We start from the raw sequence: 16421 nt of genomic DNA, 5'->3' as shown, positions 1-16421 counted from the left end.
GGGTCAAGCGACGGCGACGACGTCGAGAATCCGCTGCACCACGCGATCCTGATCGATGCCAGCGGCTTCGGCTTCGAACGACAGAATGATGCGATGGCGCAACACGTCGAACAGCACCGCTTGAATGTCTTCCGGGCTGACGAAGTCGCGACCGGCCAGCCAGGCGTGGGCGCGGGCGCAGCGATCGAGGGCGATCGAGCCGCGCGGACTGGCGCCGTAAGCGATCCATTCGGCCATTTCCGGATCGAACTTGGCCGGGTTGCGCGTGGCCATGACCAGTTGCACCAGGTATTCCTCCACGGCGTCGGCCATGTACAAACCAAGGATTTCCTTGCGCGCGGCGAAGATCGCCTGCTGGCTGACCCGGCGCTCGGGCTTGGTCTCACCGTTCAACGCCTCGCCACGGGCCTGCTGGAGGATGCGCCGTTCGACAGCAGCGTCGGGGAAACCGATCTTGACGTGCATGAGGAAACGGTCGAGCTGGGCTTCCGGCAACGGATAGGTGCCTTCCTGTTCGATCGGGTTCTGCGTGGCCATCACCAGAAACAGCGGCGACAGCTCATAAGTGCTGCGCCCGACGCTGACCTGACGCTCGGCCATCGCTTCGAGCAAGGCCGATTGCACCTTGGCCGGCGCGCGGTTGATTTCGTCGGCCAGCACCAGGTTGTGGAAGATCGGCCCTTGCTGGAAGACGAAACTGCCGGTTTCCGGACGGTAGATTTCGGTGCCGGTGATGTCGGCCGGCAGCAGGTCGGGGGTGAACTGAATTCGATGGAACTGGGCTTCGATGCCCTCGGCGAGTTCTTTGATCGCTTTGGTCTTGGCCAGACCGGGAGCGCCCTCGACCAGCATGTGGCCGTCGGCGAGCAGGGCGATGAGCAAACGCTCGATGAGTTTTTCCTGGCCGAGAATCTGCGTTGAAAGAAAGGTTCGCAGCGCCAGCAGCGCTTCACGATGTTCCATCGGTGACTGTTCCTGGAAAGGGGGTGGCCGGGGCGTTCGGATAACGCCGGGGCTGGGGGCGTTACTTTAATCCATCGTGGGGGGCGGCGACTAACGGCATTTGCGCGATTTGTCAGTATCGGCCCTCGTTTGCACTGCGTGGGGCCGTTTCTGGACGTTTTTGCGATTCAGGTCTGCGTGTGCAAGCTGTGCAATATGACCTTGATGGCGGGGCGCTCAAGCAGTTCGAACCATTTGCCTTCATCAACGATGGCGCCTTGCTGCATGACGAGCACGCGGTCAAAACGATGGAGATGTTCAACATCATGGGTGACACATATAAGGCCCTGTCCAGCGAATGTCTTGAATAGCAAATCCCACACTGGTGTAGCGAGTTTCGGTTCAATCGAAGCACTCGGCTCATCAAACAGATTGAATTTGCCCGGTCGATTCAGAAGTCGCAGCAACGAAAGCCGCTTCGCTTCACCTCCGGAGATATTGGTGGCGTTTTCAGCGATGTGACCTCGGCCAATGATTTCATCAAGCTGGAGGCATTGAATTGCCTCGTTCAATGTTTTCGACTGCTCAACACCGAAAAGTACGGACTGTTCAAAACTTCCTTCCAGGAACTGCGGAGACTGGGGGCTGTAACGCACCGTTTCCAGATGAACGCGAGCATTTAAGCGATCTATGCACAGCTCGTCGATGAACAGCCGGGGCCGCACCGAAAAATCCAGTCCTGCCAGCGCTTCGAGTAACGTCGATTTGCCAGCGCCGCTGGGCCCGATGATCGCAACGGATTGGCCCTGTCGGAAGCTGATCTGGCTGGCAATTGATAGCTGCGCAACACCGTTATGGGTGATCTCGCAGGGCTCGAGCCGTAATGTTGATAGGTTATGCAACGCATCAGAGTCATTGCGGCGATCGTTATCGAAGTCAGCAGTTGCAAGTAATTCTTTGAGTCGCCGTTGATCAGCCGAAAATTGATCCAGCACCCGATAGCCTTCGGTCAGCGCCGATACATTCAACAGGAACGTACCAGCAATAGAGGAAATGGCCACCAACTGACCGACGCTGATACTTGCTTGTCCGGACGTCTGATCCATGACTCCCCAAGCCAACAAACCGCCGGTGGACAGGCTGATAAACAAAATCTTCGCCGCGCTCAACAGTCCGCCCGAGCCTGCTACGGTCACCGCAGCATTGGCGTAGCGCTCAAACGCTCGGTTCAAGGGTTGCAGGGCCGTGCGTTCGGCGCGTTCCAGTTTTATCGATTTACCAGCCCTCAAAGTATTGACCAAGGTTGCACTCAGCTCATCCTCCTGGTCATTAACAGCATCGATGTGTTTTCTGCGCCATCGAATGATCCGGTGAGTTGCATAGAGATAACAGCCACCGAGGCCAGCTAGCGCGCAGAAAACCCAGGCTCCGCCCATATACCAGAATGCGCCGGCCACAATAAGAAATTCCAGGCACAGGGGAAAACCCGTAGTGACGAAGAACATCAGCAACTGTTCGTGGGCAGTGATTCCGCGCTCGACCGACTTGATGAAGTGTCCTACTCGCCACGTGCCAAACTGGGAAAAATCCTTGCCCATCAACCGCGCCATCCAATTGATGGAAGCATCCATGACAATTCGCTGGACGAGCTTTGAGAGCAGCAGCGTTTGCAGGGGGGTGGTCATCGACTGAATGCAACCGGCCAGCGTAAAAGCTGCGGTGAAAAAAAGCAGCGTACGCAGCGTTGTGTGATCGGCATCGTTTAGTGAATCGACGATCTTGCCCAATAACAAAGGAGGGGCCAGGGCCAGGATTTTCAGGGTGATGGTCGCGCCTATTGTCATCACCAGCAGGAGTCGATGTTTCTCGCAGGCTGTTCTTATAAATGTCTGCATGAGTATGGGCCTGTGGTCGTTTTGGATCACGCCGTTGGCGTGCTCCTGGTGCCGAGCAAAATGTGCTGAGGAGCTACGGGTTGGCCATTTCTGATTATGTTGAATCGGTCGAGACCCGGGATATAAGTCTGGGTAACTACGTTGGTCCCCGGGTACTCCATGACTGTTCTGGAAAATAGGACTTTGTTCATACCGCTCAGGTTTTTTCGGAGCAAGGCAAGTTGTTCAGGAACAGAGAGTGCAAGCAGGCTTTTTGGCGGCGCCAGGGTATTGAGTTTCAAGTTTTTAACGGGTGCAAAGTCTATCAGCTGTTTCAGTTTCTCGGATTGACAAAGCACATCAAGTACCTTTCGGTCCGCGATTTCATCGTTGGCGTCGTATAAGGCGTTTGATTGGAATTGCTCCGTTACCGCTCTTTGGATGGCGATAAATATGTCCAAAGAACAGCCGGAGCCGATTGCGGATATATGTCGGTCGCCGGGGCCGGTTCGTGGGAATGCAACCGCCAGATAAACTTCTGACTCGTCTTTGATAATGATGATCTGCAAAGCTTCGGCAGCCCGTAGCGCGTATGAGTTGTTGAACAGGGCTTGCGCAAGCAGGGGCGCCGACGGTGAGTAGAGATCTATCGCAGGTATCAGTCTGCAGACGGCCATGAAAAACCGGGACAACAGGTGTCGCTCAATCAGTTCCAGGGTACCGTGCAGCAGTGCTTCTGATTTCGTGCAGCCGAAAGCAGTTCCTGAGTTAGAGGCGTAGCGATTTAAAAAGCGCGTCGGTTGACTCGTTGTTTTACGTTCATCTTTGACCGGATACAGCAGGGCGCATGGCACAAAAAGCCCGGCGCAGCCGTCGAGTGCTGCAAGCTGCAGACACTGTAGAGGCTCGATGTTTTTTCGCAGACTTGTGAAAATGCCGTCCGACTCGACCCCGTTCTGCGAAGCGATGTCACTGCAACCAAGCGTTGTGCAAAATGGCGGCTCGGCGTGAAACATCGCGTAGTGCTCAAGGCTTTCAGCAAGTGCACCTACAAGCGCGTCGGGACCTTTGCCTGCGCCTGATTCAATCAGCGTGTCGTATTCGTTATAGAGTTCGGCAGTAGCGACCAGATTACCGTCATCGACATAGCGCACTCGCGCTTTCAAACCCAGTGTCTGGATAACATTGTTTATTCGGACAAACGCTTCGCTGGATGAAATCTCACGCTCTGACATGGTGAGCCTCGTAGGCTTGAATGCCGAAAGATCGACTTTCGGCATTTTTCAGGATTGGCTGATCGGGAGGCCGAGTCAGCGGGTCAGTGAGGCGAAGAAGTCCAGTTCCGTCGCCAGGAAAGCTTCAAAGTGGCCCGAGCCATAAGGCAAATCCTCGAAGGTGTTTATTTCAGAACGTTTTCTACCCATTACATATGACTCCATTGAATATCACGTTGTCGGCACTTTTTTGTGCGCCGAGCTTGCATGTTTTTTTGCAAGCGCAACGAGTAATAACAAGGGAGGGGTGGGCCCGCAATCAGACGGCTTCCGATGATTGCGTAGGGCACTTCTTGAGGAGTAGTAGGATCGAACTTCGTGCTGTTAAACACAGCGGTGTTCTATGCGGAAAATTAGCGCGAATTATGGTTTGCAGGTGTTTAGAACTTGTAGAGGTGTCAATCAGCGTGCAATTAATGACGATGGCATAAGAGGCGATCAAATGCCGTCGTCATTTATCTTGTCATGCGAGCCGAACTGGTTATTCCAGATTAATTACAAAAGTTCCTGTTCCATCGAGAATATTCTTCAAAGTCTCAACAACCTCATCCATATCCACCATATACGGGTTGAAGCTGATCTCCAGCACATCATCGCCATTCAACGCATCGGCATCCGCCGCAGCAATCTCGATCTTCAGCAGTTCCGACGTCAGCGTGACCTTCACCCCGTCAAGCGTCGAAGGCTCGCCATCCAGGGTGATCTCCAGCTCATCCTCATCCGGATAACGACTCATCAGGAACATCTCGCCCTTGTCGCTGTGGCAGCAGAGCATGGCCATGTTGTCTTCTTCGTCGTCGCACGGGTTGACGATCAGTAGGGCGGTGGTCATTTGCATGGGGGAAATCCTGGGCAGTGGCGGCGGTGAATCTGTTCGAAGGCGCGATTTTGCCAGTCTCTGCTCGTTCGCGCTGCCTGCATCGGCAAAAAGTCGCAAAGCAGGACATTTCCGTCGCCCGGTTCCGAGTAGCGAGAAGGGAAAATCCGACGCCAGCGTAAGGCAATTACCGGATGCGCAAAATCCACCCGAAATTGCGATTTTTCCCTTGTGATCGCAGCCTTTTTACCGTTAGTTTCGCCGCTCTTGCGCAATGGAGTGCGTTACGACAACCCCAAAAAGGGAACTTTGCCATGACTCAATATTTCGAACGCGCCGAAGAAATTCGCCACCTGTCTGACGAACAGATCGAGGAGATCTACAAGCGCTATCTGGAAGGTGAGAAAACCGCGCAGCTGATGGCGCAATTCCAGATTCCTTCCACGGTGCGCAGTCTGCTCAAGGTTCTGCCACCGTTCGTCAGCACTGACCTCACCTGTCCTTACTGTGAACTGCCGATGTGGATGCGCCGCTACGCCAGGGGTACTCCGCTTTCGCTGCGCAGTACATTCAAATGCGTACGCTGTGAGCACCAGCACAGTGTCCCCGGCGCCAATGGCCGCCACGCAGCGTGCAACTGCACAGAATGTTTCAAGGTTCGCCAGCAGCAACTGGCCGCCCGGGCAGCGCGGGACCGTCTGGAGTTGCAGGCCAGATATGGCGCGCAACTCCCTGCAGTGCCTTACGCCAATCTGGGCTTTGTGCAGAAGTTGACGTTGCTTGCCTTGCTCGATGATGGCTACGGCGCAAACGTTGAATGGATTGCGCCGTTGAACGCGCCATCCCGAGAGGAGCTGCTCGCCCTGACCTTCGAGGCGCGGGAAGAGTTGCTCAAAGACCTGCACGAAGCCGGGGTGCTGGCGGTTTCCACCGAATCCGATATCAACGCCTTCGATCGCAGCGAGGGTTGCAGTATTCGCGAGTACAGCGCCGTGCGCTGGCTGCCCAACGTCACGCTGGATGGCGCGGCGCGCAGTAACCGAGAGAATCTGTATCTGGCGCTGTATCAGGAATTGTCGGGCAGCGTAAAGGCTGCCTGGAAGAGCGAAATCTATTCGCTGGTCTTCAGTCTCGCCCGCGAAGAGTCGCTTCAATACATTCGTGTGCTGGCCAGTGAGGTGGATTTCGCCTTCACGGCCGAAGCCCGTGCCGATGAGGTGGTCGGGCAGTTGTTGCAGGACTTCTCGGTGAGTCAGTTGTATTACTTCGCCCGCTTGGCGGTACGAAACGCCGCGCACTTTTATGCCACCGGCAATTCCAAAGGGCGCAGTCACGCCTCCAACACCATTCCGCGCAACATGCTGGGCACGGCGCAGGACGCGCTCGTCCGTAACTGGCGCAAGAACGGCCATCGTGATGCGCGGGTGCCGCAGACAGCCTTGCAGCGACTGCTTTACGACGTAGTGCTGAAGGACAGCGGCGCCGGATTCTCAAAGTCGCCGGGCATGTACTGGCGCGACGAACTGGTTCCGCAATTCTTCAGCGCCGTAGCGTTCGACAGCGACTTGCTGGGCAATCTGCGCCTGTTCTGCCGCGAATGCGATTCGAGCAACATTGACGCCAGCATGGACAAGCAGATCCTGCAGACGATGTGCTACGACTGCGCCACGGTGAGCAAATTCAGAGCCTTTGAGGAACTGCCGGACTGATCCGCGTCAACCGCCAGCGCTGAACCGGATGCCACGCTCAGGGTCGATTGAAGGGCCTTGGGCGTTTTCGTTTCCGGATATGTAACGTTCCCAAGGATTGTCCTGGCACGAAAGTCCCGTGAAACCGGGGTATCGAGCCTGCATTTCAGCTCACGCCTGCTAGTGTTGATGCAGGCCAAACCCTGCATTTACGTGCCAATGACCGAATATGTCGCAGCACCGCAAGCAGACACATTGTCGCACCCATTAAGCTGCGCAACGGATGAGCACCCGTAAAGGCATTGTCGGCAGTGCTGGCAGTCGCTTTTGCAGATGCTCATTCATGGAAGGTGAATGTGACCTGAGTGTCCCGTCCAGCTTCACCCACCTGTCTCCCTGTTTCCTCTGCCCGAGAATCAGGAACAGGGCGACACCAGCCCCGAAAGGGGTGTTGCACGCGACGCTTTCCATCAATAACAAGCTTAAGCGGAGTACCACAGATGGCGTTCTTCACCGCAGCCAGCAAAGCCGACTTCCAGCACCAACTGCAAGCGGCACTGGCGCAGCACATCAGTGAACAGGCACTGCCACAAGTGGCGCTGTTCGCTGAACAATTCTTCGGCATCATTTCCCTGGACGAGCTGACTCAACGTCGCCTCTCCGACCTCGCTGGCTGTACTCTCTCTGCGTGGCGCCTGCTTGAGCGCTTCGATCACGCGCAACCGCAAGTGCGTGTCTACAACCCCGATTACGAACGTCACGGCTGGCAGTCGACCCACACCGCGGTCGAAGTGCTGCACCACGACCTGCCATTTCTGGTCGACTCGGTGCGCACCGAGCTGAACCGTCGCGGCTACAGCATTCATACCCTGCAGACCACCGTGCTCAGCGTCCGTCGTGGCAGCAAGGGCGAATTGCTGGAAGTCCTGCCAAAGGGCAGCACCGGCGAAGGCGTGCTGCACGAATCGCTGATGTACCTGGAAATCGACCGTTGCGCCAACGCGGCCGAACTGAACGTGCTGAGCAAAGAGCTTGAGCAGGTGCTCGGTGAAGTGCGCGTCGCCGTCGCTGACTTCGAACCGATGAAAGCCAAGGTGCAGGACATCCTCACCCAGCTCGACAACAGCGCCTATCCGGTCGATGCCGACGAAAAGAATGAAATCAAGAGCTTCCTGGAATGGCTGGTGGGCAACCACTTCACCTTCCTCGGCTACGAAGAGTTCGTGGTCACCGATCAGGCCGATGGCGGCCACATCGAGTACGACCGGAACTCCTTCCTCGGCCTGACCAAACTGCTGCGCACCGGCCTGACCTACGAAGACCTGCGCATCGAAGACTACGCCGTGTCCTACCTGCGCGAACCGACCCTGCTGTCGTTCGCCAAGGCTGCGCACCCGAGCCGTGTGCACCGTCCGGCTTACCCGGACTACGTGTCGATCCGTGAAATCGACGCCGACGGCAAAGTCATCAAGGAACACCGCTTCATGGGCCTGTACACCTCCTCGGTGTACGGCGAGAGCGTGCGGGTCATCCCGTTCATCCGCCGCAAGGTCGAAGAAATCGAGCGCCGCTCCGGCTTCCAGTCCAAGGCTCACCTGGGCAAGGAACTGGCGCAGGTCCTCGAAGTGCTGCCGCGTGACGACCTGTTCCAGACCCCGGTCGACGAACTGTTCACCACCGTGATGTCGATCGTGCAGATCCAGGAACGCAACAAGATCCGCGTGTTCCTGCGCAAAGACCCGTACGGTCGCTTCTGCTACTGCCTGGCCTACGTGCCGCGCGACATTTATTCCACTGAAGTGCGCCAGAAGATCCAGCAAGTGCTGATGGAGCGCCTGAAGGCGTCCGATTGCGAATTCTGGACCTTCTTCTCGGAATCCGTGCTGGCCCGTGTGCAGCTGATCCTGCGCGTCGATCCGAAGAACCGCCTCGACATCGACCCGCTGCTGCTGGAAAAAGAAGTCGTACAAGCGTGCCGCAGCTGGCAGGACGACTACGCCGCACTGACCGTCGAGAGCTTCGGCGAAGCCCACGGCACCAACGTGCTGGCCGACTTCCCGAAAGGCTTCCCGGCCGGTTACCGCGAGCGTTTTGCCGCGCATTCGGCCGTGGTCGACATGCAGCACCTGCTGAGCCTCAACGAAAAAAATCCGCTGGTGATGAGCTTCTATCAGCCGCTCGGTCAGGTCTCCGGCCAGCGCGAGCTGCATTGCAAGCTGTATCACGCCGACACGCCGCTGGCGCTGTCCGACGTCCTGCCGATTCTGGAAAACCTCGGCCTGCGCGTACTGGGTGAATTCCCGTATCGCCTGCGCCACACCAACGGCCGCGAATTCTGGATTCACGATTTCGCCTTCACCGCCGCTGAAGGTCTGGACCTCGACATCCAGCAACTCAACGACACCCTGCAGGACGCGTTCGTGCACATCGTGCGCGGCGATGCCGAGAACGATGCGTTCAACCGTCTGGTGCTGACCGCCGGTCTGCCATGGCGCGACGTGGCGCTGCTGCGTGCCTACGCCCGCTACCTGAAGCAGATTCGTCTGGGCTTCGATCTGGGTTACATCGCCAGCACTTTGAACAACCACACCGACATCGCTCGCGAACTGACCCGGTTGTTCAAGACCCGTTTCTACCTGGCGCGCAAGCTCGGCAGCGACGATCTGGAAGACAAGCAACTGCGTCTGGAACAAGCGATTCTGACTGCACTGGACGATGTTCAGGTGCTCAACGAAGACCGCATCCTGCGTCGTTACCTCGACCTGATCAAAGCCACCCTGCGCACCAACTTCTATCAGACGGATGCCAACGGCCAGAACAAGTCGTACTTCAGCTTCAAGTTCAACCCGCATGCGATCCCTGAGCTGCCAAAGCCAGTGCCGAAGTTTGAAATCTTCGTTTACTCGCCACGCGTCGAAGGCGTGCACCTGCGCTTCGGCAACGTTGCTCGTGGTGGCCTGCGCTGGTCCGACCGTGAAGAAGACTTCCGTACCGAAGTGCTCGGCCTGGTAAAAGCCCAGCAAGTGAAAAACTCGGTCATCGTGCCGGTGGGTGCGAAGGGCGGCTTCCTGCCGCGTCGTCTGCCACTGGGCGGCAGCCGTGACGAGATCGCGGCCGAGGGCATCGCCTGCTACCGCATCTTCATTTCCGGTCTGTTGGACATCACCGACAACCTGAAGGACGGCGCCCTGGTGCCGCCGGTCAACGTCGTGCGTCATGACGATGATGACCCGTACCTGGTGGTCGCGGCGGACAAGGGCACTGCAACCTTCTCCGACATCGCCAACGGCATCGCCATCGACTACGGCTTCTGGCTGGGTGACGCGTTCGCCTCCGGTGGTTCGGCCGGTTACGACCACAAGAAAATGGGCATCACCGCCAAGGGCGCGTGGGTCGGCGTACAGCGCCACTTCCGCGAGCGCGGCATCAATGTCCAGGAAGACAGCATCACCGTGGTTGGTGTCGGCGACATGGCCGGCGACGTGTTCGGTAACGGCCTGTTGATGTCCGACAAGCTGCAACTGGTCGCGGCATTCAACCACATGCACATCTTCATCGACCCTAACCCGAACCCGGCGACCAGTTTCGTCGAGCGTCAGCGTCTGTTCGACCTGCCGCGTTCGGCCTGGACCGACTACGACACCAGCATCATGTCCGAAGGTGGCGGTATCTTCTCGCGCAGCGCGAAGAGCATCGCGATCTCGCCGCAGATGAAAGAACGCTTCGACATCCAGGCTGACAAGCTGACCCCGACCGAACTGCTCAATGCCTTGCTCAAGGCGCCGGTGGATCTGTTGTGGAACGGCGGTATCGGCACCTACGTCAAGGCCAGCACCGAAAGCCACGCCGATGTCGGCGACAAGGCCAACGATGCACTGCGCGTAAACGGTAACGAGTTGCGCTGCAAAGTCGTGGGCGAGGGCGGTAACCTCGGCATGACCCAACTGGGTCGCGTGGAATTCGGCTTGAATGGCGGCGGTTCCAACACCGACTTCATCGACAACGCCGGTGGCGTGGACTGCTCCGACCACGAAGTGAACATCAAGATCCTGCTGAACGAAGTGGTTCAGGCCGGTGACATGACCGACAAGCAACGCAACCAGTTGCTCGCGAGCATGACCGACGAAGTCGGCAATCTGGTGCTGGGCAACAACTACAAGCAGACTCAGGCCCTGTCCCTGGCGGCGCGCCGTGCCTACGCGCGCATCGCTGAGTACAAGCGTCTGATGAGCGATCTGGAAGGCCGTGGCAAGCTGGACCGTGCCATCGAATTCCTGCCGACCGAAGAGCAACTGACCGAGCGCGTCGCAGAGGGCCACGGCCTGACCCGTCCTGAGCTGTCGGTGCTGATTTCCTACAGCAAGATCGACCTCAAAGAGCAGCTGCTGGGCTCGCTGGTGCCGGACGACGACTACCTGACCCGCGACATGGAAACGGCGTTCCCGCCGACCCTGGTCAGCAAGTTCTCCGAAGCCATGCGTCGCCACCGTCTGAAGCGCGAGATCGTCAGCACGCAGATCGCCAACGATCTGGTCAACCACATGGGCATCACTTTCGTGCAACGACTCAAAGAGTCGACCGGCATGAGCCCGGCGAACGTGGCTGGCGCTTACGTGATCGTGCGCGACATCTTCCACCTCCCGCACTGGTTCCGTCAGATCGAAGCGCTGGACTATCAGGTTTCCGCTGACGTGCAGCTGGAACTGATGGACGAGCTGATGCGTCTGGGCCGTCGCGCCACGCGCTGGTTCCTGCGTGCCCGCCGCAACGAGCAGAACGCTGCTCGTGACGTCGCGCATTTCGGTCCGCACCTGAAAGAACTGGGTCTGAAACTCGACGAACTGCTCAGCGGCGAAATCCGCGAGAACTGGCAGTCGCGCTATCAGGCTTACGTCGAAGCCGGTGTGCCGGAATTGCTGGCGCGTATGGTGGCGGGTACTTCGCACCTGTACACGCTGCTGCCGATCATCGAAGCCGCCGACGTCACCGGGCAGAACCCGGCCGAAGTGGCCAAGGCTTACTTCGCCGTCGGCTCTGCACTGGACATCACCTGGTACCTGCAACAGATCAGCGCTCTGCCGGTTGAAAACAACTGGCAGGCTCTGGCCCGTGAAGCGTTCCGTGATGACGTCGACTGGCAGCAACGGGCGATCACCATCTCCGTCCTGCAACAGGGCGACGGCTCGCAGGACGTGGAAGCACGCCTGGCGCTGTGGATGGCCCAGCACGAAAGCATGATCGAACGCTGGCGCGCCATGTTGGTGGAAATCCGTGCTGCGAGCGGTACGGACTACGCCATGTACGCGGTGGCCAACCGTGAACTGCTGGATCTGGCGTTGAGCGGGCAAGCAATCGTGCCTGCGATCACTGCGAATGCCGAGCTTGAACTGGCGTAAGTAGTGGCTGAATGAAGAAGCCCCGCTCTCGAAAGAGGCGGGGCTTTTTCTTGTCTGTCATTCAGAACGTATCGGCGCAGCGAAAGGCGAAGCTACCGACGCCGTCCGTACGGGGCAGGGATGTTCCGGCTACGACAAGCTGATTGTTCTGAATGGCAAGGCCTCCCGCCATGTCGAGCACGGCGGTCAGATTGATGACCAGCACACCGTCGTCGGCAAAATCGCGATCTGGATAGCCGTCCGATTTGAACTGGGCAATGACGATTTCCGAGTCTTGTTCGCCGTGGGTGCTGGAAAGCACGACGATGTGTCCGTCCCTCAGCGTGCCAGCAGTCCATTGGATGCCGAAAAGGGCTTTTGGATAGGACGTCAGGACAGGCCTCCCTTCATTGAAGTCGATGGCGTATTTCCCGTTCCTGTCGACACAAACCAGGACGCCCTGGTGAACAAAATCCTTCGAGGTGGCGCTACCGATGCCAAGGATGTTGCCACCAGGCATTTCGACCAGTTGGTTGATCTGACTGAGCTTGTCCAGGCGGTCGAACAGGGCAAAACCGTTATCGCCAAAGCTGCTGACAGGCTTACCTGTGGCGTCGAAGAGGGCGATCATTGCGCGGTAGCGGTTTTCACGTGAAGCGTAACCTGCGATGGCGAATTTGCCGTCCTGGAGCCGGATCAGTGAGCCAGCCCACGTGAAGTTGGCCAGGTATCGAATCACGACGTAACCCTTTCCCTGGCCAAACGCAGTGTCCAGAGCCCCGTTGCTTTGCAGTCTGATCAAAAGACCGCATTGGTCATTGGGGGAATATCGATGGTTGCTCAACACCATCAGTTTTCCGTCGTCCAGTTCAATGGCATGGCCACTGTAATCGGATGCCGTAGTGCGTTTTTGCCCAAGTTCGATCTCGGACGACGTGAGCGCGGGCACCGGAATCGGATCAACGAAGACTACGCCGTTGACGCCAAATGCGGTCTCGGGCGTTCCGTCATTGCGAAACATTGCCAGGCAGCGTTGTGGCTGTGCGTATTCGTGTAGATAAAAGGCACCCTGAAGCAACAGATTTCCGTTCTTGAGGATGCTGATGCTGCCACCCGTGGATTTATAGCCCGGAGCGAAAACCCCGCTGGCCACGCCATCCCGGGCAAACGAAGTGTCCTGTGTGCCATCAGGCTTCAATCGCACAATGGCGAACTTGTTGCCCGGACTTGCGGCGATCAGCAGCTTGCCGTCCGCCGCGACGGCAACTGCGTTGGCGAAGCCGTTTTCCTGATCGGGATATTTAAACCAGGTGAGGCCATTTTTATCGGGGCCGAAAGTGGGGTCCAGATTATGCACAGCGGTGTCTTTTACTTCAGTCATGGTCTGCTCCTCGAATACGCTGTTTTTGCGTAAAGCGATCAGTCGATAGGGACCGGCAAATCAACGCAGTGCTGGTATTTGGGAAGCTTTCGGTCGCGCTGTCCACTGTCAGACCTGACAGTGGACAGCGGCGGATGATTGTGGATTTGGAAGACGGGATGGCCTGTCTTGCCGGGGATTTAATGTCTGAGGGATTTTGTGGTGTCTGGTCTGGCGCCTTCGCGAGCAGGCTCGCTCCCACGGTTGATCGCATTCCAAATGTGATCAGGCAGCCATCAGTTTTCCAGCGGGATCAGCACCTGCTCGTTCGGGGCCATCACCATGAACACCAGCAACCTGGCAGGCTTGGTTGAGCTGGCGTTTTTCGACACCAGATGCTCGGAGCCGGCCGGCTCGTACCAGTACTGGCCCTTTTTGTAAGTGATCGCCTGTTCGCCTTTGACTTGGGAAATCACTTCGCCGTCGAGCACGTAAGCCATCGCCGTGCCTTCGTGTTTATGGGCGATCGAGGATTGCCCGGGCTGGTAGTCGACTTCAATCATCATGGCTTTCTTGCCGGGGGCGTTTTTCAGCAGTTGTTCCTGCAGGACGGTGATTTTTTCGGATGGGTCGTGAGCCATCGCCGATGCGGAAAGGCTGAAGGCGAGGGCGGCGGCGACGAGGTGCAGGGCTTTCATGGCGGGTTACCTGTGATGGTGGGGGTGTGCTCACAGTAGGCCGCAATGTGGCCGGTTCAAACGGCCAATATTCGCGAAGATCAGGTGACCAATTGGCCTTGGAAGGATTTCGGTGTGGCGCAAATCGTCTTCGCGAGCAGGCTCGCTCCCACAGTTGATCGCATTTCAATGTGGGAGCGAGCTTGCTCGCGAAGAGGCCGGTTCAGACGATGGGGAAGCTGTTGAAATCGACGCTATTGGCCAGGCGGCTATCGATCAGGTCGATAAACCCCTGCGCCTCGGGCCGGTTGAAATGCGCCTGCATCGCCGCTTCCGACTGCCAGCGCGCGCTGACCGTCCAGCGGTGGCTGTCTTCGGGGCAGCGGTCGACCAGGTAGGAATCGCAGCCCGGAGTTTCGCGCAGGGTGTCGACGATCTTCTGCAATTGCTTGCCGAGCTCTTCCGAGCGGCCCGCAGCAGCCTTCACCTCAACCGTATTGATCACTTCGCTGGACATTGCTCACACTCCTGAATCAGGCCGGACGAATCCTGCTCACTGAGGGATAACGCCTGTGCAGAATAGGCCTGCCGCCATGAATCACCAATAACCAATCGGCGGTAAAAGCCTTATACCAACGGCTCATGACAGCTGTTCGAGGATGTCGCGCAGGCGATCCAGAGCAATGTCGATGTCCAGGGTCTCGATGGCGCCGAAGCCGAAATACAGGCCTTCTTTCGCCGGCTGCTGGTAGTAGAAACCACTGATCGCATACAGGCCGACCTCGACCTTTTTTGCCAGCTCGATGACCAACGGCAAATCGATCGGCACCTTGCAGAACACCGCCATGTGAAAACCGGCACTGGCCGGCACGGCTTGCAGCCATGGCGCAAGGTCGGTGGCCATGCGCTCGAGAATGCGTTCGCGGCGTTGCGCGTAGATCGTGTGGCAGCGGCGGATGTGCTTGAGCAGGCAACCCTCGGCGATGAACTTGGCCAGCGCCCATTGCGGCAGGGTCGAGGCGTGCAGATCGGTGAGCTGTTTGGCGCGGATCACCGCCTCGATGATCGACGGCGGCAGGATCGCATAGCCCAGGCGCAACTCCGGCAGCAGGGTTTTCGAGAAGGTGCCGACGTAGGCGACGATGCCGCGCTGATCGAGGTTGTACAGCGAATCGGTGGGTCGGCCCTCGTAGCGGAATTCGCTGTCGTAGTCGTCCTCGATGATGATCGCGCCGAGCTCGTGGGCACGGACGAGCAGGGCCTCGCGGCGCGCCTGACTCATCGCCATGCCCAGCGGAAACTGATGCGACGGGGTGACGTAAATGAGCCGCGTGCCATCGGGAATGTGCTCGACCTGAATGCCCTCGGCATCCACCGGCACCCCGACCACCTCCGCGCCATGCGTGCCGAACAACAAGCGCGCGGGCGGGTAGCCGGGGTCTTCCATGGCCACCAGACTGCCGGGACGGGTCAATACGCGGGCAATCAGGTCCAGTGCCTGCTGCGCGCCGTTGCACACCACGATGTCCTCGTCCTGACAGTTGATGCCACGGGAAAACGCGATGTGCCGGGCGATCGCATTGCGCAGCGCCGGCAAACCTTCGGCAACGCTGTAAAAACCCTTCGACTGCGCCATCTGCCGCATCGCGTGGGCGACGCAGCGGCGCCAGTCGTCGTGGGGGAACTGGCCTTTGCTGGTGGCGCCGCCGATAAAGTCGTAGCGCAGCGAACCTTCCAGCGTCGGGTGACGCAGGAACACCGGCAGATTGCGCCAGCTCTCGATCACCTCGGCACTGGCCAGCTCGTTGTGGCTCTGCTTGCGCTGCACCTGCGCCGGTCGGGCGTTGACGTAGGTGCCTTTGCCGATCACGCCGGTGAGGAAGTTTTCGTAGGTCAGCTGCGCATAAGTGTCGGAAATGGTCTTGCGCGAAATGCCCAATTGCTCGGCCAGCAAGCGGCTCGGCGGTAACTGCGTACCCGCCGCCAACCGCCCGGATTCAATCGCCGCGCGCAACTGCTCATACAACTGACCGGCAAGATCCTTGCGGCCGTTGATCACGACATGAAGTTCCATACCGACGAGGCTCCCGGGTGTTGAGTGAAGTGTCGGTCAGATTAGCGTTGTTGGGCTTTTGGCAGTAGTTGCGTGGAGTAAAAACCGCAAATTGGCGCAAGTCCCTGTGGGAGCGAGCCTGCTCGCGAAGGCGGTGTGTCATTGAACAGATTCGTTGTCTGACACTCCGCTATCGCTGGCAAGCCAGCTCCCACAGTTTTTGCGGCGTGCACAAATCTTGTGAACGACGTTAAACCTTGTGGGAGCTGGCTTGCCAGCGATGGCGGTGGTGCAGTGGATGAATATTTGTCTGGGAAACCGCTTTCGCGAGCAGGCTCGCTCCCACAGGTATTGCGTTTGG

At 58.2% G+C, this 16421-nt stretch carries 10 protein-coding genes; 2 read left to right on the top strand and 8 right to left on the bottom strand.

Annotation, left to right across the window (positions count from 1 at the left end):
* Positions 1 to 3: 3 nt before the first annotated feature.
* From PSH90_RS15110 to PSH90_RS15095, 4 genes are all read right to left on the bottom strand, one after another.
* A complete protein-coding gene (locus PSH90_RS15110; protein WP_007913915.1) occupies positions 4 to 963 on the bottom strand; it encodes a MoxR family ATPase in 960 nt (319 codons plus the stop codon).
* 167 nt (positions 964 to 1130) lie between these two features.
* Positions 1131 to 2837, bottom strand: a complete 1707-nt coding sequence (locus tag PSH90_RS15105; protein ID WP_252878334.1) for an ATP-binding cassette domain-containing protein — start codon at positions 2835 to 2837, stop codon at positions 1131 to 1133.
* A gap of 26 nt (positions 2838 to 2863) precedes the next feature.
* Positions 2864 to 4051, bottom strand: coding sequence for a YcaO-like family protein (locus PSH90_RS15100; RefSeq protein WP_095180186.1), 1188 nt, complete (start codon positions 4049 to 4051; stop codon positions 2864 to 2866).
* Positions 4052 to 4571: 520 nt separating this feature from the next.
* Positions 4572 to 4928 (bottom strand): hypothetical protein, encoded by a 357-nt coding sequence (locus PSH90_RS15095; protein ID WP_150635094.1) that lies wholly within the window; start codon positions 4926 to 4928, stop codon positions 4572 to 4574.
* 293 nt (positions 4929 to 5221) lie between these two features.
* On the opposite strand from PSH90_RS15095, the gene PSH90_RS15090 reads away from it, so the two are divergent.
* Both PSH90_RS15090 and PSH90_RS15085 read left to right on the top strand, forming a co-directional pair.
* Positions 5222 to 6616, top strand: a complete 1395-nt coding sequence (locus PSH90_RS15090) for a hypothetical protein (protein WP_236169872.1) — start codon at positions 5222 to 5224, stop codon at positions 6614 to 6616.
* A 479-nt stretch (positions 6617 to 7095) separates the two neighbouring features.
* Positions 7096 to 11991, top strand: a complete 4896-nt coding sequence (locus PSH90_RS15085; RefSeq protein WP_056789474.1) for an NAD-glutamate dehydrogenase — start codon at positions 7096 to 7098, stop codon at positions 11989 to 11991.
* Positions 11992 to 12052: 61 nt separating this feature from the next.
* Here PSH90_RS15085 and PSH90_RS15080 read toward each other — a convergent pair whose 3' ends face one another.
* From PSH90_RS15080 to PSH90_RS15065, 4 genes are all read right to left on the bottom strand, one after another.
* Positions 12053 to 13351, bottom strand: a complete 1299-nt coding sequence (locus PSH90_RS15080) for a hypothetical protein (RefSeq protein WP_305380915.1) — start codon at positions 13349 to 13351, stop codon at positions 12053 to 12055.
* 275 nt (positions 13352 to 13626) lie between these two features.
* Positions 13627 to 14028 carry a cupin domain-containing protein gene (locus tag PSH90_RS15075; protein WP_305380914.1) on the bottom strand — a complete coding sequence of 134 codons (402 nt, stop codon included), beginning with the start codon at positions 14026 to 14028 and terminating at the stop codon, positions 13627 to 13629.
* A 202-nt stretch (positions 14029 to 14230) separates the two neighbouring features.
* Positions 14231 to 14524 carry a putative quinol monooxygenase gene (locus tag PSH90_RS15070; protein WP_039763960.1) on the bottom strand — a complete coding sequence of 98 codons (294 nt, stop codon included), beginning with the start codon at positions 14522 to 14524 and terminating at the stop codon, positions 14231 to 14233.
* A 123-nt stretch (positions 14525 to 14647) separates the two neighbouring features.
* On the bottom strand, positions 14648 to 16081 hold the full coding sequence (locus PSH90_RS15065; RefSeq protein WP_305380913.1) for a PLP-dependent aminotransferase family protein: 1434 nt from the start codon (positions 16079 to 16081) through the stop codon (positions 14648 to 14650).
* Between the last annotated feature and the right edge of the window lie 340 nt (positions 16082 to 16421).

The sequence above is a fragment of the Pseudomonas sp. FP1762 genome (assembly GCF_030687105.1).
Classification (GTDB): domain Bacteria; phylum Pseudomonadota; class Gammaproteobacteria; order Pseudomonadales; family Pseudomonadaceae; genus Aquipseudomonas; species Aquipseudomonas siliginis.
Note: the sequence above shows the minus strand (reverse complement) of the source record. Positions and strands in the feature narration are given on the sequence as shown.

Excerpts from the sequence above, each read along its gene's own strand:
- PSH90_RS15110 (WP_007913915.1), bottom strand. The coding sequence starts at position 963 with ATGGAACATCGTGAAGCGCTGCTGGCGCTGCGAACCTTTCTTTCAACG.
- PSH90_RS15105 (WP_252878334.1), bottom strand. The coding sequence starts at position 2,837 with ATGCAGACATTTATAAGAACAGCCTGCGAGAAACATCGACTCCTGCTG.
- PSH90_RS15100 (WP_095180186.1), bottom strand. The coding sequence starts at position 4,051 with ATGTCAGAGCGTGAGATTTCATCCAGCGAAGCGTTTGTCCGAATAAAC.
- PSH90_RS15095 (WP_150635094.1), bottom strand. The coding sequence starts at position 4,928 with ATGCAAATGACCACCGCCCTACTGATCGTCAACCCGTGCGACGACGAA.
- PSH90_RS15090 (WP_236169872.1), top strand. The coding sequence starts at position 5,222 with ATGACTCAATATTTCGAACGCGCCGAAGAAATTCGCCACCTGTCTGAC.
- PSH90_RS15085 (WP_056789474.1), top strand. The coding sequence starts at position 7,096 with ATGGCGTTCTTCACCGCAGCCAGCAAAGCCGACTTCCAGCACCAACTG.
- PSH90_RS15080 (WP_305380915.1), bottom strand. The coding sequence starts at position 13,351 with ATGACTGAAGTAAAAGACACCGCTGTGCATAATCTGGACCCCACTTTC.
- PSH90_RS15075 (WP_305380914.1), bottom strand. The coding sequence starts at position 14,028 with ATGAAAGCCCTGCACCTCGTCGCCGCCGCCCTCGCCTTCAGCCTTTCC.
- PSH90_RS15070 (WP_039763960.1), bottom strand. The coding sequence starts at position 14,524 with ATGTCCAGCGAAGTGATCAATACGGTTGAGGTGAAGGCTGCTGCGGGC.
- PSH90_RS15065 (WP_305380913.1), bottom strand. The coding sequence starts at position 16,081 with ATGGAACTTCATGTCGTGATCAACGGCCGCAAGGATCTTGCCGGTCAG.